This is a genomic window from Flavobacterium sp. GW821-FHT12A05, assembly GCF_058807735.1.
Genome location: NZ_JBXAQY010000012.1, coordinates 13,257 through 34,441 on the forward strand (window position 1 = coordinate 13,257; position 21,185 = coordinate 34,441).

Sequence of the window (21,185 nt, forward strand, 5' to 3'; positions counted from 1 at the left end):
CTAGAACTAATAATACATAATAAAAAGACAGACTGTTATCTCTCAAAACATTTGCTAATACAAAACAGATAACGCTGGCGAAATAAAAAACAACCGCCGATATATTTTTAAAAGAAGAAAAATTCATTATAAATTATTTAAAGAAACTGTCAACGAATTCGTATTTATTAAAGACTTGCAAATCTTCAATTCCTTCGCCAACACCAATATATTTTACAGGAATTTGAAACTGGTCAGAAATACCAATAACAACACCGCCTTTTGCTGTTCCGTCTAACTTTGTTACTGCTAACGAAGTTACCTCTGTTGCAGCAGTAAATTGTTTTGCCTGCTCAAAAGCATTTTGACCTGTAGAACCATCCAAAACCAAAAGTACATCATGAGGCGCATCGGCAACGACCTTCTGCATCACACGTTTTACTTTCGAAAGTTCGTTCATCAAATTGATTTTGTTATGCAAACGTCCGGCAGTATCGATAATTACAATATCGGCATTTTGAGCCACAGCTGACTGCAAAGTATCAAAAGCTACAGAAGCAGGGTCGCTTCCCATATTTTGTCTTACGATTGGCACATCTACACGATCTGCCCAAACCTGAAGCTGATCGATTGCTGCAGCACGAAAGGTATCAGCAGCTCCTAAAACCACTTTGTAACCTGCTTTTTTAAACTGATAAGCCAGTTTACCAATTGTAGTTGTTTTTCCAACTCCGTTAACACCAACCACCATTAAAACGTATGGTTTTTTATCTTTTGGAATATCAAATTCAGTTGCCTCGCCTGTATTGGTTTCAGATAATAATCCGCCAATTTCATCGCGAAGAATCTGGTTTAGTTCTTCTGTTCCTAAATATTTATCTTCGGCTACGCGCTTTTCGATTCTTTCGATAATTTTCAACGTTGTGTTTACCCCAACATCAGAAGCCACCAAAACTTCTTCAAGATTATCCAAAACATCGTCATCGACTTTAGATTTTCCTGCAACGGCTTTGCTTAACTTAGAGAAAAAAGTAGTTTTTGTTTTTTCAAGACCTTTATCTAAAGTCTCTTTTTTTTCGGTAGAGAATAATTTTTTAAAAAAACTCATTTTTTATTTATTGTTAGTTTTAGGTTGTTTCTTAAGCGTTTAGAAACAATCCTGATGTTTATAGAATGCCTTTTGTTTTAATTTAACCCCGACAGGATCGATATCCTTTATCTGGCTTCTTTAGACAGGTAAAGATAAAGAGTATGGCGGGAACAATGTTTAAAAAAAACACAAATTGCTTGGTTTCTACAAAATTTTAAACAAATATAAAAAATAAAAAAGCTACTTCCGAATGAAAGTAGCTTTTCTATATATTGTAATTGTAATTATTTCTTTTTCAAGAAATTATCAACTTCTTCGGGAGCCATAATAGATTCTACGAATGTATATGCACCTGTTTTAGGAGATTTTACCATTTTGATGGCTTTTGATAATCTCTTAGAAGATGTTTGTAACGATGCTACGGTTTTCTTTGCCATGATTCAAATGTTTTGGAATTCAATAAATCTTCAAATGAAAAACCATTTGAGATTTTATCAAAATCTCTAATTATTACTTAATTTCTTTGTGAACAGTTACTCTTTTTAAGATTGGATTAAATTTTTTAATCTCTAATCTATCTGGAGTATTTTTTTTGTTCTTAGTTGTAATATATCTAGAAGTTCCTGGAACACCAGAAGTCTTGTGCTCAGTACATTCTAAAATTACTTGGATTCTATTACCTTTCTTTGCCATCTTGCTATATATTTATTTAGGAAAAGATTATTTGATAAATCCTTCTGACTGAGCTTTTTTCAAAACCGCAGTGATTCCATTTTTATTAATTGTTTTTATCGTAGATGCTGCTACTCTAAGAGTAATCCATCTATCTTCTTCTGGAAGATAAAAACGCTTTTTAACTAAGTTTACAGAAAACTTTCTCTTAGTTTTGTTCATAGCGTGAGAAACGTTATTTCCTACCATCGCTCTTTTACCTGTAAGGTCACAAACTCTTGACATTATACTTATCTTTTATCGTTATTCAAAATCAGGGTGCAAAGAAAAGAAAAATAAACCATTGTAGCAAAAAATTATTGCACAATTTTTAAAATTTCTTTTTGTAATATTTCTAAACTCTTAATCGTCGCTCTATCTATCACTTTTTCACGTGGTTGGCCAAAGTTAAATTCTTCGACGATTACACCCTCCGGTGTAGCCAAAGCGATGAAAACAGTTCCAATTTCAGCATCTGAGTCACCTTTTGATGGTCCGGCGTTACCAGTTGTCGCAATTGCATAGTCGGTTTTAAGTATCCCTTTCACATTCAAAGCCATAGCCGATGCGACCTGAGCGCTTACTACCGAAAATTCATCGACTAAATCCTGCGAAACCCCAAGAACATTAACCTTAGCTTCGGTTGCATACGAAACGACACTTCCTTTAAAATATCTCGACGCTCCTGGAACAGCCGAAATAAGCGACGCAATTTTTCCTCCGGTAAAACTTTCTGCCGTTGAAAGAGTTTTATTTTGTTTGGCCAGCAGTTTTCCAACTACAGACTCAATCGTTTCGTTTTCTTCATAACCTACTATAATATCATGAATTATAGCATCTAATGATTGTACGTTTTCTTCAATCGCTGTTTCCAGTTCTTCTTTATTAGTACCTCGGGCTGTTAAACGCAGACGAACTCGTCCGGGATTTGGCAAATAAGCAAGCTTGATAAAATCAGGCAGATTATTTTCCCAGTTTTCGATACGTTCTGCAACTAGACTTTCGCCCTGACCATAGGTTAAAATGGTTTTATGAACAATATACGGACGTTTGTATTCTTTTACAATTTTTGGAATTATCTCGTTTTCTACCAAATATTTCATTTCGTACGGAACTCCCGGCAGCGAAATAAATACGGTATCTTCTTTTTTCATCCACATTCCCGGAGCTGTTCCAACTTTATTAGGCAGGACGGTACATTTTGAAGGAACGAGTGCCTGATCTTTATTTAACTGCGAAATAGGTCTTTTGTAAAATCCTTCGATCAACTCCGTAACATGTGCCAAAACTTCCGGATCGACAACTAACTCGTCATCAAAATATTCACAGAAAGTTTTTTTAGTAACATCGTCCTTCGTTGGGCCGAGACCTCCGGTTATAATTACGACATCAACTTTGTTTTGCAATTGCGCAAAAGCGCTTAAAATATGCTGCTTACTATCACTTATCGAAATCATTTCATAAGTTTCAACACCAATTCGGTCGAGCTCTTTAGCTATAAAAATAGAGTTTGTATCTACAATTTGACCAATTAAAATTTCATCTCCAATCGTAACAATAACTGCTTTCATGTCAATTTTATTTTTACTTACTTTATGTAAGTTATTAGTAGAAGTGGTTCTTTTGCCCGAATTTGCGTGAGGGATAGAAACGGCATCCTTTTGCGATAAAAGTCTGGTCTCGTTTTACAAATTTTTCTGGAGCAAAAGATATAGTGGATAGCCCGACCTATTTCTTGTCCTGATTTTTTAAAGGACAAGAAATGGGTCACGCCCAAAAAAAACTACAAATCGAAGTCTTTTTTGATTTCTTTAATCGCGTCTTTTACCTGTACTTTTATACTTTTAAAAGTCTCGATAATATCTTTTTTCTTTCCTTCGGCCTTTGTCCAGGCTTCGACTTGCAGAATTTCTTCAAATGCCACATTTAACCCCATTAAATCTAATGTAGGTTTAATTTTATGCGCATAAGAATAAGCATATTTATGATCCTTCTTTTTGATTCCTTCTTTGATTTGTTTCAAATCTTCAGGAACTTCCGTAACAAATAATTTTAGAATTTCGTTTACGAATTCGGGGTCATTATCTGAAAGCGCATACACTTTCGAAAGGTTGTACTTTAAAGCCATTATTTTACTTGTATTCTGAATAATTTTTTATCTTCCAAAAAGCCCTCTAAAATATCATTAGGCTTAACCGGTGCAACACCTGCTGGTGTTCCCGTAAAAATTATATCTCCGATTTTTAATGTAAAAAACTGCGATACATACGAAACAAGTTCATCTATTTTCCAAAGCATAAAGCTTGTGTTCCCTATTTGAACTGTTTCAGAATTATTTTTGAGCTCAAACGTAAGATTTTCTAACGAAACAAAATCACTTTTTGGTAAAAAATCTCCAATTACCGCAGAACCGTCAAATGCTTTTGCTTTTTCCCAAGGCAGTCCTTTTGCCTTTAATTTATCTTGTAAATCCCTGGCAGTAAAATCAATACCTACACTTATATCATCATAATATTTGTGTGCAAACTTGGGTTCGATATACTTCCCTACCTTATTAATTTTCACAATTATTTCTAATTCGTGATGAACTTCCTGAGAAAATTCCGGAATTACAAACGGATGCTGCTTTAACAAAACCGCCGAATCCGGTTTCATAAAAACTACCGGCTCGTCTGGACGTTCGTTTTTTAATTCTTCGATATGATTGGTATAATTTCTACCGATACAAATGATCTTCATTTTTTTTATAGCTTCTAAGTTGCTGAGATGCTAAGATACTAAGAACTTAGCGCCTTAGAATCTTAGCATCTTAGAACCTTATTTTGTGTTTAATTTTCTTAATTTAATTCCAGTCAATACTTTTTTGGTATACAACGGAAAATCAGCGTTTTGAATCCAGCTGAAATATCCAGGTTCTGTTTCTAATACTTTTTCCACTTTTGCACCTTTGTGTTTTCCGAAAGTAAAAATTTCCTCGTCATCTTTATCAAAAGCAATCATTCCGGCAAAATCGGCTATTTTTTTACGAGTTGTAAATTCAGATAATGATTTCATATCGTTTTCTAATTCCGGATAACGATCTAACTGCGCTTTCAGAATCTCGTAAGTCGCCATTGTATCTGCTTCTGCAGAATGCGCGTTTTCAAGGCTTTTTCCGCAATAGAACTTCAAAGCTGCACTTAAAGTACGTTCTTCCATTTTATGAAAAATAGTCTGAACGTCTACCGAAACCTTATTTTTCATATCAAAATCGACTCCCGCACGAAGCAGTTCTTCTGCGAGTAACGGAATATCAAAACGATCTGAATTAAATCCGCCCAAATCACTGTCTTTAATCATATTATGAATAAGCGGTGCCAATTCTGTAAAAGTAGGCTCATTAGCTACTTTTTCATCTGTAATACCATGTACAGCCGTTGTTTGTGGAGGAATTGGAATTGTTGGATTAACCAGCCAGGTTTTACTTTCTTTATTTCCGTTTGGAAAAACTTTAAATATTGAAATTTCTACAATTCGATCTTTACCGATATCAATTCCAGTTGTTTCAAGATCAAAAAAGCAAATTGGTTTGTTAAGTTTTAATTCCATTTTTAATTTTTATAAGATTACAAATGTAATTTTTAAAGCCGAATTTTCCTCTCCTAATTTTACTTTTTTTGTTCAAAATGAGTCTAAATTCACGATTTTAACTTTTAAAATCACTCAAAAACAACATTGCAGGAAATTAATTTTGAGATTTTCACGCAAACAAAAAACCCGGAAACTTTTTCAAATTTCCGGGTTTTAATTTTATTTATAAATGGATTTAGAAATCTCTGTCTACATCAAAAGCTTCTAAATATTCTGCTACTCTTTTTACAAAACTTCCTCCTAATGCTCCATCTACTACTCTATGGTCGTAAGAGTGTGATAAAAACATTTTTTGACGAATTCCGATAAAATCACCTTCCGGCGTTTCGATAACCGCAGGCACTTTACGAATTGCTCCAAGTGCTAAAATTCCAACTTGAGGCTGATTGATAATTGGCGTTCCAAAAACACTTCCAAAAGTTCCCACATTCGTAACCGTATAAGTTCCGCCTTGCGTATCGTCTGGTTTCAGTTTTCCGGCTTTTGCACGGTTTCCTAAATCGTTAACCGCTTTTGCCATACCTACAAGATTTAACTGATCTGCGTTTTTAATTACAGGAACAATTAAATTTCCATTTGGTAATGCAGCCGCCATTCCTAAATTGATGTTTTTCTTTTTGATGATGTAATCACCGTCAACAGAAATATTCATTCCAGGGAAATCTTTTAAAGCTTTTGCAACTGCTTCCATCATAATTGGAGTAAAAGTCAGTTTCTCGCCTTCTCTTTTTTCGAAAGCCGTTTTAACTTTATCTCTCCATTTTACAATATTTGTTACATCAACTTCGATAAACGATTGTACGTGAGCCGAAGTTTGTACAGAAGCCGTCATATAACCCGAAATCAGTTTACGCATTCTGTCCATTTCGATGATTTCATCACCGCCATTTACAGAAACCGGAACTGCCTGCTGGCTTTTTTGTACAACTGGTTCTGGTTTTGGAGCCTGAACTATTGCTTTTGGAGCTTCTTCGACTGCTTTTGGCGTTTGAACAGCACCAGATTTGCGGTCTTCAATATATTTTAAGATATCATCTTTTGTTACTCGGCCGTCTTTTCCTGAACCCTGAATATTATCCAGTTCAGCAACAGAAACACCTTCTTCTTTTGCAATATTTTTTACTAAAGGAGAAAAGAATTTTTCAGATCCCGCGAAGTCTTGCGGAGCCGAAACTGTTTCTTTTACAGATTCGATTGTTTGTTCGATCTCAACAGCTTCTGCAGGCGCAGAAACGACAGCTGCAGGAGTCGCCTGCGGCGCATCACCTTCTGTTTCGATAATCGCAATAGTCTGCCCAACCTGAACTAAATCATCTTTGCCAAATAATTGCTCAACCAAAATTCCTGATACTTCGCTTGGTACTTCGCTGTCAACTTTATCAGTTGCAATTTCGAGTACAGCCTCATCAGCTTCAATTTTGTCTCCAACTTCTTTCAACCAATTTGTAATGGTTGCTTCAGCGACGCTCTCTCCCATTTTAGGAAGCTTTAATTCAAATCTTGCCATATTGTTATTCTAAAGGGTGATTTTGATTTTCAGATTGCGAAATTACTGAAATTTTTAAATATAAATTACACTTAATATAATTTTTTACTCAATTTTCACGATTTGCCCTCTGTCATTTCTCGAATTACTTCCAATAATAAAATTGGTATTTTTGGGGAAAATCTTAAAAGTAATGTTCTTATCTTTAAGAGTTTCTATGATATTGATACATTTTTTGAATGAAACATACTGATTATCCAAAATTATCTCTGTCTTTTTACCCTTTAAAATCAGGCACGAATTTACCATTTTTTCTTTTTTGAATTCTAAAAAACTAACTTTATTTTCTAAAACAGAAGCCAACTTTTCCGACAAATTCTCATTTTGGGAGTAAAAAACATAACTTTCCGGCAATGGTTTTTCTTTTAGCTTTCCCTGAAACATTTTAACAAAAGAAAAAAACCAGGTTCCTACTTGAATAAAAAAACTAAAAAACCATGATTTCTTAAAATGCTTTTGATAGAAAAAATTCATGGCTTCCTGAAAACGTTTCATATACAATTCGTCTTTTATCGTGCTTTCGCCTTTGTAATGTAAAACGGTGGTTTCGTGAAAATAATAATTATATTTTTTCTGCAGAAGTGCCCTGTATGACAAATCGATATCATCTGCATACATAAAACAGTTTTCGTCGAAACCGTTTAATTCCTCATACAAATCTTTTTTCAGCAGCATAAAAGCGCCAACTAGAATCTCAACCTCTCCGGTTTGGTTTTCGTTTAAATGTTGAGCATAATACCGATTAAAGAGTTTCGATTTTGGAAATATTTTATACAATCCGAAAATTTTCGTAAAAGCAACCCAGGGTGTTGGAATCCCTCGTTTGCTTTCGGGCAGAAAATCTCCTGTTCCGTCAATTAATTTACAGCCAATGATTCCGAGATTTTGTTTTTCTTCGGCGAAAGCCAAAATCTTTTTAAAAGTATCTTCGGCAACGACGGTATCTGGATTTAGAATACAAAGGTATTTGCCTTGGGCTTGTTCAACGCCAATGTTATTTCCTTTTGGGAAACCAAAATTCTCTGAGTTTTGAATGAGTTTTACTTCCGGAAATCGGGTTTTCATCATCAAACAACTGTCATCAGACGAATTATTATCGACTACAATAATTTCGGCATCAAGACCGGCAATTGCTTCCTGAACACTTAAAACACATTGTTCCAGAAAGTAACGCACATTATAATTAAGGATGACAACCGATAATTGCATGAAAAATTAGGAAATTTGATTTTTGGGGAAGTTAGAAATTTTCAGCCAAACCTAATCGCAAAGACCAGTCGTTTTTACTAATTCCGTAATCGAGAACAAGATTGCTGTTGTTTTTCTTATTCCATTTAATGCGCAATCCGGTTCCAATAGCGGGATTCCACTTTTTAAAGTCATACGTTTCTAACTTAGAAACCGAAGAAACATTGCTAAAAAAGACCAAACCCCAGAATCCGTTTTTAGAAATATCGGTTCGGTATTCGGCTTCAAAATAAATAAGTGCATTACTGCGGAATCTGTTTCGGGTAAAACCGCGTCCTGTTTTACCGTCTCGGTCCCAGCCAATACTCGGCAGATCTAAATAATGTGGTTTTCCTCCAAAAGTAGACCAATAAAAAGCCCGATAAGCCAAAATCCGGTGTTTGTATTTATGAAAAGAATGATATTTTCGGGCATCAAAATAAATAGAATTCCATCTTCTGCCGTCGACACCGCTTGTGTTCATTCGGTAATCAGCTTCCACGTATATTCCTTGTTCCGGATTTACGTTATTTTCCCGCGAATCATACAATCCCTGAATGGCAACTCCAAAGGAAGTTTCATCTGAAAAATCACCATTCATATATTTAAAATAATCTGTTTCGTCGTCGATATAGGAGTCTTCGGAAATATTTTGGTAATTATCAAATAATAGTCCAAGTCCAAGTCGGTAATTACCAATTACTTTTCGGGTTGCAAATTGATAAAAACGCCATTGCTGATAATCCAAAGTCGACATTTTTTTATCCGTATTATGTCCGCCCAAACCGTAAGTATCCTGCGGATAAATCATGTAGCGGTAATCGCCAATAAAATTCCAATTATTGTCTCTTGTATAAATATAGGACTGAACCGGAAAAACATATTGCTTGGTAAAACTAAAATAGGGTGAAAATGAAACCTGAGACATTTTGGTCGTTTCACTGTCGCCCAGATAAAAAGTAGTTAAAAATGAAACCACTAATCCTGCACTTTTATTTGCATCGAGCGGAACGGGAAGCAGAGAAAAAGCGATTTTTTTATCTTGATTTTTCCTTAAAGAATCATTTTTATTGAAAAGCTTATACAATACATCGAGAATATCTTTTTTGTCGTTATAAATAGAATCGTTCTGGCAATAGCAAAGATGCATTTGAAAAAAGAAAAACAATCCAAATAGTAACTTTGCATCTCTCATAACGTAAGCTTTTCAAAAACAATGTCTTACAAATTTAAAATTTTATTCAGAATAGACGTTCTTTTTAAATAATAAAAAAGAAAACTCTATTTTTGAATTGAACAAAAACATCTTTTTTAATGAAAGCAGCATCATTCTATTTAATTGGTTTTCTATTTCTTGTGTTTGCAACGTTAAGTTTCGCTTCCGCGGAACAACTTCTAAACGCAGATATTGACCTCATAAAAACTTCGACCTGGTATATTGCCGGACCAGCCAAGGAAAACCAAGAAACAATAAATACTATTCGAAAAGAAAAAAGAATTGTAAAAGTTACGGCAAAAGATAATCCCGTTGGAGAAATCGAACTCAATGTGATGGTTACTGAATCAACTTCTAATGATGGTAAGCCAACGAATTTATCTAAATATTCAAAATACCTCAGCATTACCTACAAATCATCGCATCTAATAAAATTACAGGCACGAGAAGGAAATGCAGACGGAACTGGCTGCGTTCACGGCAGCTCACATCCAAGGGTTGATTTACCTGTTTCAGCTAAAAAATTTTCCACAATAAAAATTCCGTGGACGGCTTTCAAACAAGACGGAGATCCAAACGGGAAAACATTGAATATCCATAACCTCTGTAAGTTTAATTTCGTGAATTACAATCCGATTGCAGGAGCTGTTTTAGAAATAAAATCTGTTGTTATTGAATAGTCATCAGTCGCAGTTTTCTGTCGCAGTTTGCGGTACGTTTAACTGAAAACTGCAACTGAAAACTGAGACTATTACAAATGCAGCTGAATTTTAAATCTGTTGAAGATTTTCATTACGTACAGCATTATAATCGAGAATACTAATGCCCATAAAATTCCGGGAACGCCTTCTCTAAAATACCCCGGAATGATATGAATATTAAAAGCTTTATAGAAATAGTAAATAACGCCCGGCAAAATATAAATCAATAACGGATTTGCTGCAGCCGGCATAAAAAATTCACTCCACTTGGTTTGTTTTTTAACTTCCATCAGCCAATACAAAAAGTAAAACAAGATTGTACAAATTCCGGCTGATAACATAGTCCAAGACGGTGTTCCGTGTATTTTTGAAATTCCGTAATACGGACGAAGGTAAAATCCAACGGCAAAAAATAAAATGATAAACCCTATTACCGACCAATTGATTTTATTTTCGATTTTTCGGTCAAAAAATAATAATGAAATTACGATTCCGGCAGAGACTAACGATGCGTGAGTTAAATGTCCGGTAATAAAACGAAGCCATTCCGGAATCGCTAAACCTTCGGTTAAATTAGCTGAATTTGCTGCTACACAAACTACCAAAAATGCAATCATAGCCCATAACCTGCCCGAAACCAGCCAGTAATAAATTACCGAAATTAGGTATGCCCAACCAATTAAACCCAGAATTCCCCACCATTTTGGCGTAATTCCTGTTGCTCCGGTTTCTTCCTGAACGTATAAGAAGTAAAGCGCAATTAAAACCAGGATTCCTCCATACTGAAGTATATTTTTTAATAAAACTGAAAAGTCTTTAGGATATTTATTCCAGATAGGAATTGGCATTGAATACGCTAAAAGTCCCCAAAAAGCAGGTGCAATTATCATTTTTGAAGCATCATAACCGTATTCGGAATTTACCATATAAACTCCAATAATGATTAAGGCCAATGCACGTTTTAAGGTATGTGCCCAGATTACTTTTGGACTGTCGCCTTTTATTAATCTGGCATTAAAAGCAAACGGAACCGACATTCCTACAATAAACAAAAAAGCAGGGAAAACTAAATCTACAAAGGTCATTGCATCAGCGTCCGCGGGCATGTGTTTCATCCACTGGGGTACATTTTGGATACTTGCCAATTCATTTACAAATATCATTACAAAAATGGTAATTCCGCGTAAAGCGTCAATCGAAATAATCCTTTGATTATATAAATTCTCTTTAATTTTCATAAAATACTACTTTTTTATCAAATATAATATATTTATAAAAAGCAGGTTACATTGTTACATTTTTTATTTTGAAGTAATTTTTTCAAGCATAAATAAAAACAAGATCAATTCTTTACTTTTGCAGCATGTTAGCATTCTTTAAATCAAAACCATTTTTAAAAGATCTTTTGGCGGGCGATTATGTGGATATTCATTCGCATTTGCTTCCGGGAATTGACGACGGCGCCAAGACTATTAAAAAAACAGCAAAACTGGCAAAATCTTTTCAAGAATTGGGAATTTCTCAATTTGTTACTACTCCGCATATAAGTCATTATGTCTGGAACAATTCTGAGCAGGATATTTTGAGTAAATTAAATGAAACGCAGTTTTTATTAAAAGAAGAAAACATTACTATTCCGTTTAAGGCTGCAGCCGAGTACTTTATGGATGACTGGTTTGAAAATCATATAAAAACCGAGAAACTCCTGACTTTAAAAGACAATTATGTTTTAGTTGAAATCTCGTATTTAAGCCCGCCCCTGAACTTATATAAAATTATTTTTGATGTACAACTGGCAGGATATATTCCGGTTTTGGCACATCCGGAAAGGTATTTGTATTTTCACAAAAACTTTGGTGAATACGAAAAATTAAAAAAAGCCGGCTGTTTATTTCAGCTCAATTTGCTGGCTGCAGTTGGTTATTATGGCAGCGAAATCACTAAAAATGCGGCGCTTTTACTAAAAAAAGGAATGTATGATTTTACAGGAACAGATGTTCATCATAACAATCATATTGAGTCTTTGCATCAAAAAATTAAAATTGACGAAATGGTTAATTTAAAAGAGGTTATTTCCAATAATCACTTCTTTAAATTTTAATCATTAATACGCATTCTCTTCGCCTTTAAGGACATTTATTATGGTTCTTACAATGATTTTGATGTCGAGCAGTAAACTCCAGTTTTCGATGTACCAAATATCGTATTCTACTCTATTTTCCATATCAACGAGTTCTTTAGTCTCCCCACGGAAACCATTTACCTGCGCCCAGCCCGTTATTCCGGGTTTAGCAAATTGGCGTACTAAATAATTATTAATCAATTCGCTGTATTCATTTGCGAGATTAACCATGTGCGGTCTTGGTCCAACCACTGACATATTGCCCCAAAAAACATTAAAAAACTGAGGCAGTTCATCAATACTAGTTTTGCGCATAAAAGCACCAAACTTCGTTATGCGGCTATCTCCTTTTCCGGCTTGTTTGTTATCTGCCAGGTCATTAATGTACATGCTTCTAAATTTCAGACATGTAAAAGGTATATTATCGCGGCCTGCACGTTTTTGCTTAAAGAAAACCGGACCTGGTGATTCTATTTTAATGAGCACCATTACAATTGGAAACAGCCACGGAAAAATCAATACAATTACCAAAGCCGAAAAACAAACATCAAATGCTTTTTTAAGAAGTTTGTTTACCGCAAATTCCAGAGGTTCCCTGCGAAGCATTAATACGGGAGTGTTTTCGTAAAAAGTAATTTCGACTTTACTTGATTTTGTATACAACTGAAAATCAGGGATAAATTTAATCCTAACCATATTTTGATCGCAGACTTTTACGAGTCTGTTTATAATTTCGATATTATCAATATGCAGTGCAACGTACATTTCGTCGACTTCTTTTTCTACAATAAAATCTTCAATTGCATCAAAACCTCCCAAAACCTGATCGGCAAAAACAGGATCGGCATTTTCATCAAAAAAACCTAAAAATTTATAACCGTAAGTCAGATCTTTGGCTAAAATTTTTCGCATTCTTTCGCCCGTTTCATTGGCTCCAACAATGATTATTTTTCTGAAATTATAGCCTTTTGACCGAATTTCTTTTAAGAGCTTCATCGATATGTATCGCGAAATCAACAATATGACGAAAAAGAAAAAGTAAAAATACAGCAAGCGAAGCCTGGAAATATCTGCAAATTTTAGATATACAACAAATATAGAAACTAAAGAAGCATGAATAACCAGCTTTCTAATCGTTCTGGCTAAAATCGATTCTATACGTTCAATTCGAATCATTCGGTAAGAATCTTTATTTAAAAGCAATCCTATCCAGATTAAATTTGCCAGAAGTGAAACTGTTTTTTCTTCTTTTATAAAAAGCTCGTCTAAACTGCCAAATCTCGCCAAAGCCGAAAGTACGATAGCGGTATTTAACAAAATAATATCCCAGCACACAAACAAAAGCTTGAAATATCGGGACATTCTAAAACGAGACAGTTCTTGTAAAATTTTCATATTTGAGGGCTCAGCTTAGCTTAAACTTCTGGCTGCAAATTAACATTTTAATTATATTAAAAATCTTATTTTTTTCTATTCTTTTAAAAATTTACTTTTGTCTTAACCAAAATTTAAAGTTGAGTAAATGCTGCGGATTCTATTGTTTTTCCTTTTATCTATTTTTTCGGTACAGGCACAAATTTCGGGCTGTACAGATCCGCTTTCGAAAAACTACAATCCAAATGCAACACAAAATGACGGCACTTGTGTTTATAAAGACCTAAAAATAAGGCCTGAATATTCGATTAAGCTGAGTGATTCTATTAAAGAAACTTCGGGTTTAATTGCTTTTGATCATTTGTTGTGGACGCATAACGACGATCACGATAAAACGATTTACGGTTTGGATTCTTTAGGAAAAATTAAAAAGAAAATAATTCTCGAACAAGCTATCAATCACGACTGGGAAGAGATTTCGCAAGACAGTTCGTATTTATACATTGGCGATTTCGGAAATAATTTAAGCGGTAACCGAGAGGATTTAAACATCTTAAAAATCGAAAAAAAATCCTTTTTAGAACAAAATCCAATTATTGAGAAAATTTCATTCCGCTATTCTGATCAAGCTGATTTATTGGCACAAAAAACCAATACAGCCAATTTTGACTGCGAAGCTTTTATCGTTGTAAAAGACAGTATTTATTTGTTTACCAAACAATGGAAGTTATCTAAAACCAATATTTATGTTTTACCCAATAAGCCCGGAAATTATACGGCAGAATTAAAAGGCACTTTAGAAACCAAAGGTTTGGTAACGGGCGCGACTTATTTTGAAGATAAAAAAATTATTGTTCTCTGTGGCTATTCAAAAACCGGAAAAACCTTTTTATATCTTTTATACGATTTTAAAAACCAAGATTTTTTATCGGGTAATAAACGTAAAATCGATCTTAAACTTCCTTTTCATCAAGTAGAAGGAATTGCAACAAAAGATGGGCTGCATTATTTTATTACAAATGAATCTTTGGTTCGAAAACCCATTATAAACAATCCGCAGCAAATTCATTATTTAGATTTGAGTTCGGTTTTAAGCCCATATTTTAATCAACGGCCGTAGTTGTATTTTTTGCTCCCATAATTAAAAGCCACAAACAGGTTCCGATTTCGCCAAGACTTGCAGGAAGTCTTACATAAGAAGAGATTCCTAGTTCTGCATAGTTAGAAAATAATGCGTTTCCGAAGAAATTAATCAAATAACTCAAACATCCCAACATCAATAAAACGCCTAAAAATTTCGGAATTATGCCGGATTTAAAAACCAAATAGCCAAAAGGAAACAGCCAAAGTCCCCAGAAAATCTGAACAATTAAATTCCCGAAATCATATTGATTGAGATAAAACATTACTTCATCTGCCTGCTGATGCCCTGAACTAATAATAGAAAGCACAGCAAATTTATTGAGCATATTTAAAAATGAAATAGGAACGCTTACAATCGCTAAAACAACCATATACGTCGCATAGGTTTTATTAAAAGATTGAAGCAGTTTGTACAAAACCAAAGGCAGAAATAAAAAGAAAGTATAGCAGATTAAACCGCCTACAATGCCGAGTCTAAAAAGAAATTCAGCATTTACAATATTAGTAAAAGTGAATGATGGATTATCCCAGACAATTAATTTTGAAGGAACATAACCCAAACTAAAAATTCCGGTTATTACCACTGCCAGATACAACAAACCTGCAATTCTGCCTGTATTTCTATACGATATTTTCGATTCCTGATTCATGCGCTTATCTTTTAAAATTAAACTTGTTTTGGCCATTTAACTGCAAACCAAACAATCGCAGCCGTAAGTATACTTTCTATTAAAGCCAAAAACACATAAAAACTCCACCAAAGCGATACCGTTGTAAAGGCAATTAAAAGCATTATTGAAGTATAAAATATTCCGAAAATGATATTGAGCCATCTGTTTATTTTGGGTTCTAAAACAACCGATGCAAAAATCATTAAAGCCGGAATGGTCATTAAAATTGCAGCGAGAAATAATTTGACAGGAGAATCAAGAAGTGTTTCTCCATTTATAAATTCCTCGACTTTCTTTGGAACATAAAGCGAAAAATAATCTCCGTAGATATAACAAAACATGACCGAAGTCCATAATGCCGAAAGTTTGATTTTTGTATTTACTTTAAAATCTTCGAAGCCACCGGTATTTTTCTCTTTTACGCTCATATTTAAAGAATTAAATTTATAAATATGTCGGAGAAAATCTTAAAATGTTACAATTCATGCATAACCTTTCTCTCTTCTTACCTTCAACTTCATTGTCTTTATGACACTTTCAGTAGGAATATCCGCAGCAAATTCATTATTTAGATTTGAGTTCTTTATTGAACACATATATTCATAAATAAGCTTTTGCGGAATTTGATTTTGTACTAAACCAAATTCCGCAAAAGCTTATTATTTTATTTTAGACAACAGTAAATTAAAATTATCGATCACCAAATTGGGTTCATCATTCATAATGTAATGTCCGGATTTTTTAGTTGTAATATGCGTGAAATCAGAAACTCCTTCTTTCAATAATTCATGCGCCTTAAACCATATTTGCTTATCTGATTCAGAAGTAGATGCGTCGACTTTTAAGCTCGAAATTACAATTACAGGAATATTGGGCAAATCCGGAAGTGTCGCCATATACTGAGAATCTTCTATTATTTCTCTGGCTTCGAGCGCTACTCCAGAATTAGCACCATAATTGGTTTTAAAAAGATTATAAAGCATATCCTCTTCCTCTTGCGAAGGCTGATTATAATATTCATGCGATGGATCTATAAATAATAATCCGGCCACTTTAGAAGCATTTTTAACAGCATAATCTCTAATAATCATACCGCCAAGCGAATGCCCGATAAGAATAACTTTTCTGCCATTCGAGAAATTATTAATTACAGTTTCAAGTTCACTTCTTAATTGATTTATATTTCTTGGTTTTGAATCTTTTTCAGATTTTTCATAACCGGCTCTGTCGTATGTTACAACATCTAATTGGGCACTTAGTTTTATTGGTATTTTTTTCTCGTTCCAAACAGAATGTCCGTCTCCGAGTCCAGATTCAAAAACTACTAAATATTTTGAATTGTGAATAATGGAGTAAGCTGCCAGTTTATGAGTTCCAACATCTACTTTTGTTTCTTGTAAAGTTTCAGTATTATTATCACTGTCTTTGTCGCATGAAACGAATGTAAAGAATAAACTTAGTCCAATTTTTGCAATAATGTTTTTTGCTGATTTCATTTCTTTAAGATTAAAATTTTCAGCAAAAATCCCTTAAAAACAAAGGCTGGTCGTTCTGATTTATAAATTAGAACCTATTTGTTTCTTATATTCTGACGGAGTTTGTCCCGTGACTTTTTTAAATGTAGTATTAAAAACCGTTTTGGAATTAAAACCTACAGAAAATCCAATTCCTAATAAACTTAAACGATCCGTTTCAGAATCAATCATTAATTTTTTAGCTTCTTCAATTCGGTATCTGTTTATAAACTGATAGAAATTTTCACCAAATCCATTATTGATTACGTACGAAAGTATATGTGTAGAAATTTTCATCGAACCAGCCAGTTTTACCAAGCTTAAACCAAATTCTAAAAAAGGTTTTTCGGTTTCCATTAACTGTACTAATCTGATTTTTTGTTCTTCTAATTCTTCGCTGGTCAGCAATTGTTTTCGTTTACCTTCCGGCAGAGAAGTTTCAGCAATAATAGTTTCTATTTCTTCTTTCTCTTTTAAACTATATGGAAAGATTTCTTTTTGTTTCTGCCAATAATAAGTTATGTAGAGAATACTTAAAAAGTAAATCAAACTTGTCAGGACATCGAAGTTTTTGTTTCCTTCGGATATTTGAAATACAATATCAAGAATCCAAAAAATCGTGATAAAAATAACGCCGGCAATAATATTTTTCAGCCATTTTAAATCCAGATTCTCAGAAGTAGAATTTAAAAGTTTAATTGTTTTTTCATGTTTAACAATTTTTCGGTAAGCCAGAAAACAATAAATGAAAACGTATAGGCTGAAAATAAAATTAAATACTGCTATTGTTTTCTGTACAATTTCCGGACTTATATCTTCGGGTTTATCATTGCCGTCTATTATCCAGGAAATAATAAGAAGAATAAAGATTAGGAAAGCGAAACTAAAATGCAAGTAATCAATTGCTTTCCATTTTCTAACTGGCTCGATATAATAACACACACTTAGATAAAATATCGGAGCAACAACAAAACTGGAGATGTTTATTAATTCATTCAGAATATCCTCTTCGCCGAGTATTTTGCTGTCTACAATAACATTTTCAAGTAAGATTAAAAAAATACATCCTATAAAAGAACCAAACCAGCGATTAGCTTTTATATTGATCTTATTTTGATTTACAAAAATTATAAATGCCAGTAAAAATGCTGCACCGCAAATTATTGCATTGAATATTGAGTACATAAAACAATTTTGATCACAAATCTAAGTAATTAAGTTTGTCTTAGTCAACTTAAATAAGATTAACAATTCGCAAATCGTAAGATAAAAGTTTACTTTTGCAAAAAGTTATGTTTTCCAAAACATTCATAACTCATAATTTATAACTTACAATTTACAAAGTGAATTACTTATCTGTAGAAAATATATCAAAGTCATTTGGCGAAAGAGTCCTTTTTGACAACATTTCTTTTGGAATTAACAAAGACCAAAAAATCGCTTTTATTGCCAAAAATGGTTCGGGTAAAACCACCATCATGAGCATCATTAATGGCTTAGACGAGCCTGATACCGGACAAGTTGTTTTGAGAAAAGGAATTAGAATGGCTTTTCTTTCGCAAGACAATAATCTGCAGGATGAACTTACGATTGAAGAAAGTATTTTCGCTTCAGACAATGAAACGCTTAAAATAATTGAAGCTTATGAAAAAGCACTTGAAAATCCAGATGATGAAGAAGCCTACCAAAAGGCTTTCGACGGAATGGATCAGCACAATGCATGGGATTTTGAAACGCAGTACAAACAAATTCTGTTTAAGCTAAAACTGGAAGATTTTAAACTTAAAGTGAAGAATCTTTCGGGAGGACAAAAAAAACGTCTTTCATTGGCTATCATATTAATTAATCGTCCTGATTTATTGATTCTGGATGAGCCAACCAACCATTTAGATTTAGAAATGATCGAATGGCTTGAAAGTTATTTTGCAAAAGAAAACATTACGTTGTTTATGGTAACGCACGACCGTTTCTTTTTAGAACGTGTCTGCAACGAAATTATCGAGCTTGACAACGGAAAATTATACCAATACAAAGGAAATTACTCTTATTATTTAGAGAAAAAAGAAGAAAGAATTACTTCTGAAAATTCCAGTATTGACAAAGCCAAAAACTTATTTGTAAAAGAATTAGAATGGATGCGCCGCCAGCCAAAAGCGAGAACAACCAAATCTAAATCGCGTCAGGATGACTTTTATGTAATTAAGGAAAAAGCACAAAGCCGACGTAAAGAAAACAAAGTCGAACTTGAAATTAACATGGAAAGAATGGGAAGCAAAATTATTGAGCTTCATAAACTTTCTAAAAAATTCAAGGACAAGGTTATTCTGGATAACTTTAGTTTTGATTTTCAGCGTGGCGAAAGAATTGGAATTATTGGTAAAAACGGAACAGGAAAATCAACTTTCCTGAATCTCCTTACAGGAACAATTCCGCCGGACAGCGGCCGAGTTGTAAAAGGAGACACTATTAAAATTGGTTATTACACTCAATCTGGTATTAACCCAAAACCAGGACAGCGTGTTATTGATATTATTAAGGAATACGGAGAATATATTCCGCTTGCAAAAGGGAAAATTATTTCGGCTTCACAATTATTAGAGCGTTTTCTTTTTGATGCGAAAAAACAATACGATTATGTCGAAAAATTAAGCGGTGGCGAATTAAAACGTTTGTATTTATGTACCGTTTTAATTCAGAATCCTAACTTTTTGATTCTGGATGAGCCAACAAACGATTTGGATATTGTAACGCTTAACGTTCTGGAAAGTTTCCTTTTAGATTATCCGGGATGTTTATTGGTAGTATCGCACGACCGTTACTTTATGGATAAAATTGTCGATCATTTATTTGTTTTTAGAGGAAGCGGCGAAATAGAGAATTTCCCAGGAAACTATTCTGATTTCCGTGCTTATGAAGATAGTGCCGATGTAGCTCAAAAAGAAGAAAACAAAGCTGAAAAGAAAGACTGGAAACAAAATAACCCAACCGGAAATTTAAGCTTTAACGAGCAAAAAGAATATCAAAAAATCGAAAGAGAAATCAAAGATTTAGAAATCGAAAAAACTAAAATCGAACAATTATTCTCTGACGGAAAAGTAGCGGATGCTGATATTGAGAAAAAAGCAAATGAACTTCAAAATATCATAAACAAAATCGAAGCAAAAGAAGAACGCTGGTTTGAACTTTCTGCTAAAATCGAAGGATAATTTTTTAGTGTTCAGTCGCAGTTTTCAGTCTCTGTCTTCAGTCACAGCTCTCTATATAAAAATAAGTTTTTTCTTTCTTTTTAGTTATTTTTGCAAAAAAATAATCAATGGATTTTAAAGAATTACTGGCTTATAAAAAGTCATTTGAATTGGCGATGGAAATTTTTGAAATTTCGAAAACATTTCCAAGAGAAGAAACGTATTCATTAACTGATCAAATTCGTCGTTCGTCAAGAAGTGTTACTGCAAACATTGCAGAATCTTACAGAAAGAGAAGATATGTAAATCATTTTATAAGCAAATTAACAGACAGTGATGCCGAAAACTCAGAAACAAATACCTGGCTGGAATTTTCTTTAAGATGTAAATATATAACACAAGAATCATTTGATCGATTGAACATTAAAAACATTGAAATTGGAAAACTTATTAATTACATGATTAATAATCCAAGTAAATTCGGCTGCAATTAAACGCAAAAACCGAGACTAACACTGATCCCGATAGCTATCGGGAGAGACTGAAAACTGAAAACCGAGACTGAAAACTAAATTTATTATATTAGCGCCTCTTAAAAAATACAAACATGAAACACATTTTAGCATCATTATTAGCATTAACATTATTCATTTCTTGTTCAAAAGACGATAAAGTCAAAGATTATACGGCACAAAACGAAAAAGAGATTGTAGATTATTTAGCTAAAAACAATTTGACAGCACAAAGAACTGCTTCTGGTTTATACTACATTATTACTAAGGAAGGTGAAGGAGAAGAAAAACCAACAATAAAATCAACGGTAACAGTAAAATATAGAGGAACTTTTACAGACGGAAAAGTTTTTGATCAAAGTACTGATCCGGTTGCATTTCCTTTAAGCAGACTTATACCAGGCTGGAAAGAAGGAATTCCTTTTCTAAAAGCTGGAGGCGAGTGCAAACTTTTTGTTCCTTCTCATTTAGGATACGGAAGCACGGGAAACCAAAACATTCCCGGAGGCGCTGTTCTTATATTTGATATAACCTTAGTTTCTTTTAATTAAGAGTATTTATTTC

The 21,185-nt window shown here is 33.7% G+C and carries 23 protein-coding genes; 6 read left to right on the forward strand and 17 right to left on the reverse strand.

The genetic code is table 11. The features are described from left to right. Positions 1-133: 133 nt before the first annotated feature. The 11 genes from ftsY to AC1RRQ_RS22620 form a co-directional block, all read right to left on the reverse strand. On the reverse strand, positions 134-1,087 hold the full coding sequence (ftsY, locus tag AC1RRQ_RS22570) for a signal recognition particle-docking protein FtsY (protein ID WP_253788696.1): 954 nt from the start codon (positions 1,085-1,087) through the stop codon (positions 134-136). Between the two features lie 266 nt (positions 1,088-1,353). Further along, positions 1,354-1,506 carry a DUF4295 domain-containing protein gene (locus AC1RRQ_RS22575; RefSeq protein ID WP_071634818.1) on the reverse strand — a complete coding sequence of 51 codons (153 nt, stop codon included), beginning with the start codon at positions 1,504-1,506 and terminating at the stop codon, positions 1,354-1,356. Between the two features lie 73 nt (positions 1,507-1,579). Continuing rightward, positions 1,580-1,762 (reverse strand): 50S ribosomal protein L33, encoded by a 183-nt coding sequence (gene rpmG / locus AC1RRQ_RS22580; protein ID WP_008253902.1) that lies wholly within the window; start codon positions 1,760-1,762, stop codon positions 1,580-1,582. A gap of 27 nt (positions 1,763-1,789) precedes the next feature. Then, entirely contained in the window at positions 1,790-2,026 is a 237-nt protein-coding gene (gene rpmB, locus AC1RRQ_RS22585) for a 50S ribosomal protein L28 (protein WP_008468080.1), read from the reverse strand. A 71-nt stretch (positions 2,027-2,097) separates the two neighbouring features. Continuing rightward, complete coding sequence (locus AC1RRQ_RS22590) at positions 2,098-3,351, reverse strand: competence/damage-inducible protein A (protein ID WP_493025267.1); 1,254 nt, start codon at positions 3,349-3,351, stop codon at positions 2,098-2,100. A 212-nt stretch (positions 3,352-3,563) separates the two neighbouring features. Further along, positions 3,564-3,908 (reverse strand): Hpt domain-containing protein, encoded by a 345-nt coding sequence (locus AC1RRQ_RS22595; protein ID WP_012026948.1) that lies wholly within the window; start codon positions 3,906-3,908, stop codon positions 3,564-3,566. After that, entirely contained in the window at positions 3,908-4,519 is a 612-nt protein-coding gene (locus AC1RRQ_RS22600) for a fumarylacetoacetate hydrolase family protein (RefSeq protein WP_493025268.1), read from the reverse strand. Before AC1RRQ_RS22600 ends, AC1RRQ_RS22595 begins: the two co-directional genes overlap by 1 nt. Before the next feature lie 78 nt (positions 4,520-4,597). Continuing rightward, on the reverse strand, positions 4,598-5,368 hold the full coding sequence (locus tag AC1RRQ_RS22605) for an exonuclease domain-containing protein (RefSeq protein WP_483096718.1): 771 nt from the start codon (positions 5,366-5,368) through the stop codon (positions 4,598-4,600). A 217-nt stretch (positions 5,369-5,585) separates the two neighbouring features. Further along, positions 5,586-6,917, reverse strand: a complete 1,332-nt coding sequence (locus AC1RRQ_RS22610; RefSeq protein WP_493025270.1) for a dihydrolipoamide acetyltransferase family protein — start codon at positions 6,915-6,917, stop codon at positions 5,586-5,588. A gap of 84 nt (positions 6,918-7,001) precedes the next feature. Then, complete coding sequence (locus AC1RRQ_RS22615) at positions 7,002-8,165, reverse strand: glycosyltransferase family 2 protein (RefSeq protein WP_493025271.1); 1,164 nt, start codon at positions 8,163-8,165, stop codon at positions 7,002-7,004. A gap of 31 nt (positions 8,166-8,196) precedes the next feature. Beyond that, positions 8,197-9,378 carry a hypothetical protein gene (locus AC1RRQ_RS22620; RefSeq protein ID WP_493025273.1) on the reverse strand — a complete coding sequence of 394 codons (1,182 nt, stop codon included), beginning with the start codon at positions 9,376-9,378 and terminating at the stop codon, positions 8,197-8,199. Positions 9,379-9,497: 119 nt separating this feature from the next. On the opposite strand from AC1RRQ_RS22620, the gene AC1RRQ_RS22625 reads away from it, so the two are divergent. Next, complete coding sequence (locus AC1RRQ_RS22625) at positions 9,498-10,079, forward strand: hypothetical protein (protein ID WP_493025274.1); 582 nt, start codon at positions 9,498-9,500, stop codon at positions 10,077-10,079. Positions 10,080-10,150: 71 nt separating this feature from the next. On the opposite strand, the gene AC1RRQ_RS22630 is transcribed toward AC1RRQ_RS22625, so the two are convergent. Then, positions 10,151-11,338, reverse strand: coding sequence for a DUF5009 domain-containing protein (locus AC1RRQ_RS22630; RefSeq protein ID WP_493025276.1), 1,188 nt, complete (start codon positions 11,336-11,338; stop codon positions 10,151-10,153). Positions 11,339-11,463: 125 nt separating this feature from the next. Between AC1RRQ_RS22630 and AC1RRQ_RS22635 the strand changes: the two genes are divergently transcribed. Continuing rightward, positions 11,464-12,201, forward strand: coding sequence for a tyrosine-protein phosphatase (locus AC1RRQ_RS22635; RefSeq protein ID WP_493025277.1), 738 nt, complete (start codon positions 11,464-11,466; stop codon positions 12,199-12,201). 3 nt (positions 12,202-12,204) lie between these two features. Here AC1RRQ_RS22635 and AC1RRQ_RS22640 read toward each other — a convergent pair whose 3' ends face one another. Next, on the reverse strand, positions 12,205-13,617 hold the full coding sequence (locus AC1RRQ_RS22640; RefSeq protein WP_493025278.1) for an undecaprenyl-phosphate glucose phosphotransferase: 1,413 nt from the start codon (positions 13,615-13,617) through the stop codon (positions 12,205-12,207). 127 nt (positions 13,618-13,744) lie between these two features. On the opposite strand from AC1RRQ_RS22640, the gene AC1RRQ_RS22645 reads away from it, so the two are divergent. Beyond that, on the forward strand, positions 13,745-14,716 hold the full coding sequence (locus AC1RRQ_RS22645) for a T9SS C-terminal target domain-containing protein (RefSeq protein WP_493025280.1): 972 nt from the start codon (positions 13,745-13,747) through the stop codon (positions 14,714-14,716). Here the strand turns inward: AC1RRQ_RS22645 and AC1RRQ_RS22650 are convergent. The 4 genes from AC1RRQ_RS22650 to AC1RRQ_RS22665 form a co-directional block, all read right to left on the reverse strand. Then, positions 14,700-15,389: a DUF4386 domain-containing protein gene (locus AC1RRQ_RS22650; RefSeq protein ID WP_493025281.1), complete on the reverse strand. Its 690-nt coding sequence runs from the start codon at positions 15,387-15,389 to the stop codon at positions 14,700-14,702. The genes AC1RRQ_RS22645 and AC1RRQ_RS22650 overlap by 17 nt on opposite strands. Positions 15,390-15,406: 17 nt before the next feature. Continuing rightward, a complete protein-coding gene (locus tag AC1RRQ_RS22655; protein WP_493025282.1) occupies positions 15,407-15,838 on the reverse strand; it encodes a DUF6326 family protein in 432 nt (143 codons plus the stop codon). A gap of 231 nt (positions 15,839-16,069) precedes the next feature. Beyond that, positions 16,070-16,906, reverse strand: coding sequence for an alpha/beta fold hydrolase (locus AC1RRQ_RS22660; protein ID WP_493025284.1), 837 nt, complete (start codon positions 16,904-16,906; stop codon positions 16,070-16,072). 60 nt (positions 16,907-16,966) lie between these two features. After that, positions 16,967-18,109 carry a helix-turn-helix domain-containing protein gene (locus AC1RRQ_RS22665; RefSeq protein ID WP_493025286.1) on the reverse strand — a complete coding sequence of 381 codons (1,143 nt, stop codon included), beginning with the start codon at positions 18,107-18,109 and terminating at the stop codon, positions 16,967-16,969. A 158-nt stretch (positions 18,110-18,267) separates the two neighbouring features. On the opposite strand from AC1RRQ_RS22665, the gene AC1RRQ_RS22670 reads away from it, so the two are divergent. From AC1RRQ_RS22670 to AC1RRQ_RS22680, 3 genes are all read left to right on the forward strand, one after another. Continuing rightward, positions 18,268-20,130: an ABC-F family ATP-binding cassette domain-containing protein gene (locus AC1RRQ_RS22670; RefSeq protein WP_493025287.1), complete on the forward strand. Its 1,863-nt coding sequence runs from the start codon at positions 18,268-18,270 to the stop codon at positions 20,128-20,130. Positions 20,131-20,237: 107 nt separating this feature from the next. Further along, positions 20,238-20,603, forward strand: a complete 366-nt coding sequence (locus AC1RRQ_RS22675; protein WP_493025288.1) for a four helix bundle protein — start codon at positions 20,238-20,240, stop codon at positions 20,601-20,603. A gap of 113 nt (positions 20,604-20,716) precedes the next feature. Then, a complete protein-coding gene (locus AC1RRQ_RS22680) occupies positions 20,717-21,172 on the forward strand; it encodes an FKBP-type peptidyl-prolyl cis-trans isomerase (RefSeq protein ID WP_493025289.1) in 456 nt (151 codons plus the stop codon). Positions 21,173-21,185: the final 13 nt, after the last annotated feature.

Bases quoted from the DNA above. Each gene is read 5' to 3' on its own strand.
- AC1RRQ_RS22640 (WP_493025278.1), bottom strand. From the start codon at position 13,617: ATGAAAATTTTACAAGAACTGTCTCGTTTTAGAATGTCCCGATATTTC.
- AC1RRQ_RS22660 (WP_493025284.1), bottom strand. From the start codon at position 16,906: ATGAAATCAGCAAAAAACATTATTGCAAAAATTGGACTAAGTTTATTC.
- ftsY (WP_253788696.1), bottom strand. From the start codon at position 1,087: ATGAGTTTTTTTAAAAAATTATTCTCTACCGAAAAAAAAGAGACTTTA.
- AC1RRQ_RS22595 (WP_012026948.1), bottom strand. From the start codon at position 3,908: ATGGCTTTAAAGTACAACCTTTCGAAAGTGTATGCGCTTTCAGATAAT.
- AC1RRQ_RS22680 (WP_493025289.1), top strand. From the start codon at position 20,717: ATGAAACACATTTTAGCATCATTATTAGCATTAACATTATTCATTTCT.
- AC1RRQ_RS22590 (WP_493025267.1), bottom strand. From the start codon at position 3,351: ATGAAAGCAGTTATTGTTACGATTGGAGATGAAATTTTAATTGGTCAA.
- rpmG (WP_008253902.1), bottom strand. From the start codon at position 1,762: ATGGCAAAGAAAGGTAATAGAATCCAAGTAATTTTAGAATGTACTGAG.
- AC1RRQ_RS22610 (WP_493025270.1), bottom strand. From the start codon at position 6,917: ATGGCAAGATTTGAATTAAAGCTTCCTAAAATGGGAGAGAGCGTCGCT.
- AC1RRQ_RS22615 (WP_493025271.1), bottom strand. From the start codon at position 8,165: ATGCAATTATCGGTTGTCATCCTTAATTATAATGTGCGTTACTTTCTG.
- AC1RRQ_RS22625 (WP_493025274.1), top strand. From the start codon at position 9,498: ATGAAAGCAGCATCATTCTATTTAATTGGTTTTCTATTTCTTGTGTTT.
- AC1RRQ_RS22655 (WP_493025282.1), bottom strand. From the start codon at position 15,838: ATGAGCGTAAAAGAGAAAAATACCGGTGGCTTCGAAGATTTTAAAGTA.
- AC1RRQ_RS22620 (WP_493025273.1), bottom strand. From the start codon at position 9,378: ATGAGAGATGCAAAGTTACTATTTGGATTGTTTTTCTTTTTTCAAATG.
- AC1RRQ_RS22645 (WP_493025280.1), top strand. From the start codon at position 13,745: ATGCTGCGGATTCTATTGTTTTTCCTTTTATCTATTTTTTCGGTACAG.
- rpmB (WP_008468080.1), bottom strand. From the start codon at position 2,026: ATGTCAAGAGTTTGTGACCTTACAGGTAAAAGAGCGATGGTAGGAAAT.
- AC1RRQ_RS22630 (WP_493025276.1), bottom strand. From the start codon at position 11,338: ATGAAAATTAAAGAGAATTTATATAATCAAAGGATTATTTCGATTGAC.
- AC1RRQ_RS22605 (WP_483096718.1), bottom strand. From the start codon at position 5,368: ATGGAATTAAAACTTAACAAACCAATTTGCTTTTTTGATCTTGAAACA.
- AC1RRQ_RS22635 (WP_493025277.1), top strand. From the start codon at position 11,464: ATGTTAGCATTCTTTAAATCAAAACCATTTTTAAAAGATCTTTTGGCG.
- AC1RRQ_RS22665 (WP_493025286.1), bottom strand. From the start codon at position 18,109: ATGTACTCAATATTCAATGCAATAATTTGCGGTGCAGCATTTTTACTG.
- AC1RRQ_RS22600 (WP_493025268.1), bottom strand. From the start codon at position 4,519: ATGAAGATCATTTGTATCGGTAGAAATTATACCAATCATATCGAAGAA.
- AC1RRQ_RS22650 (WP_493025281.1), bottom strand. From the start codon at position 15,389: ATGAATCAGGAATCGAAAATATCGTATAGAAATACAGGCAGAATTGCA.
- AC1RRQ_RS22675 (WP_493025288.1), top strand. From the start codon at position 20,238: ATGGATTTTAAAGAATTACTGGCTTATAAAAAGTCATTTGAATTGGCG.
- AC1RRQ_RS22575 (WP_071634818.1), bottom strand. From the start codon at position 1,506: ATGGCAAAGAAAACCGTAGCATCGTTACAAACATCTTCTAAGAGATTA.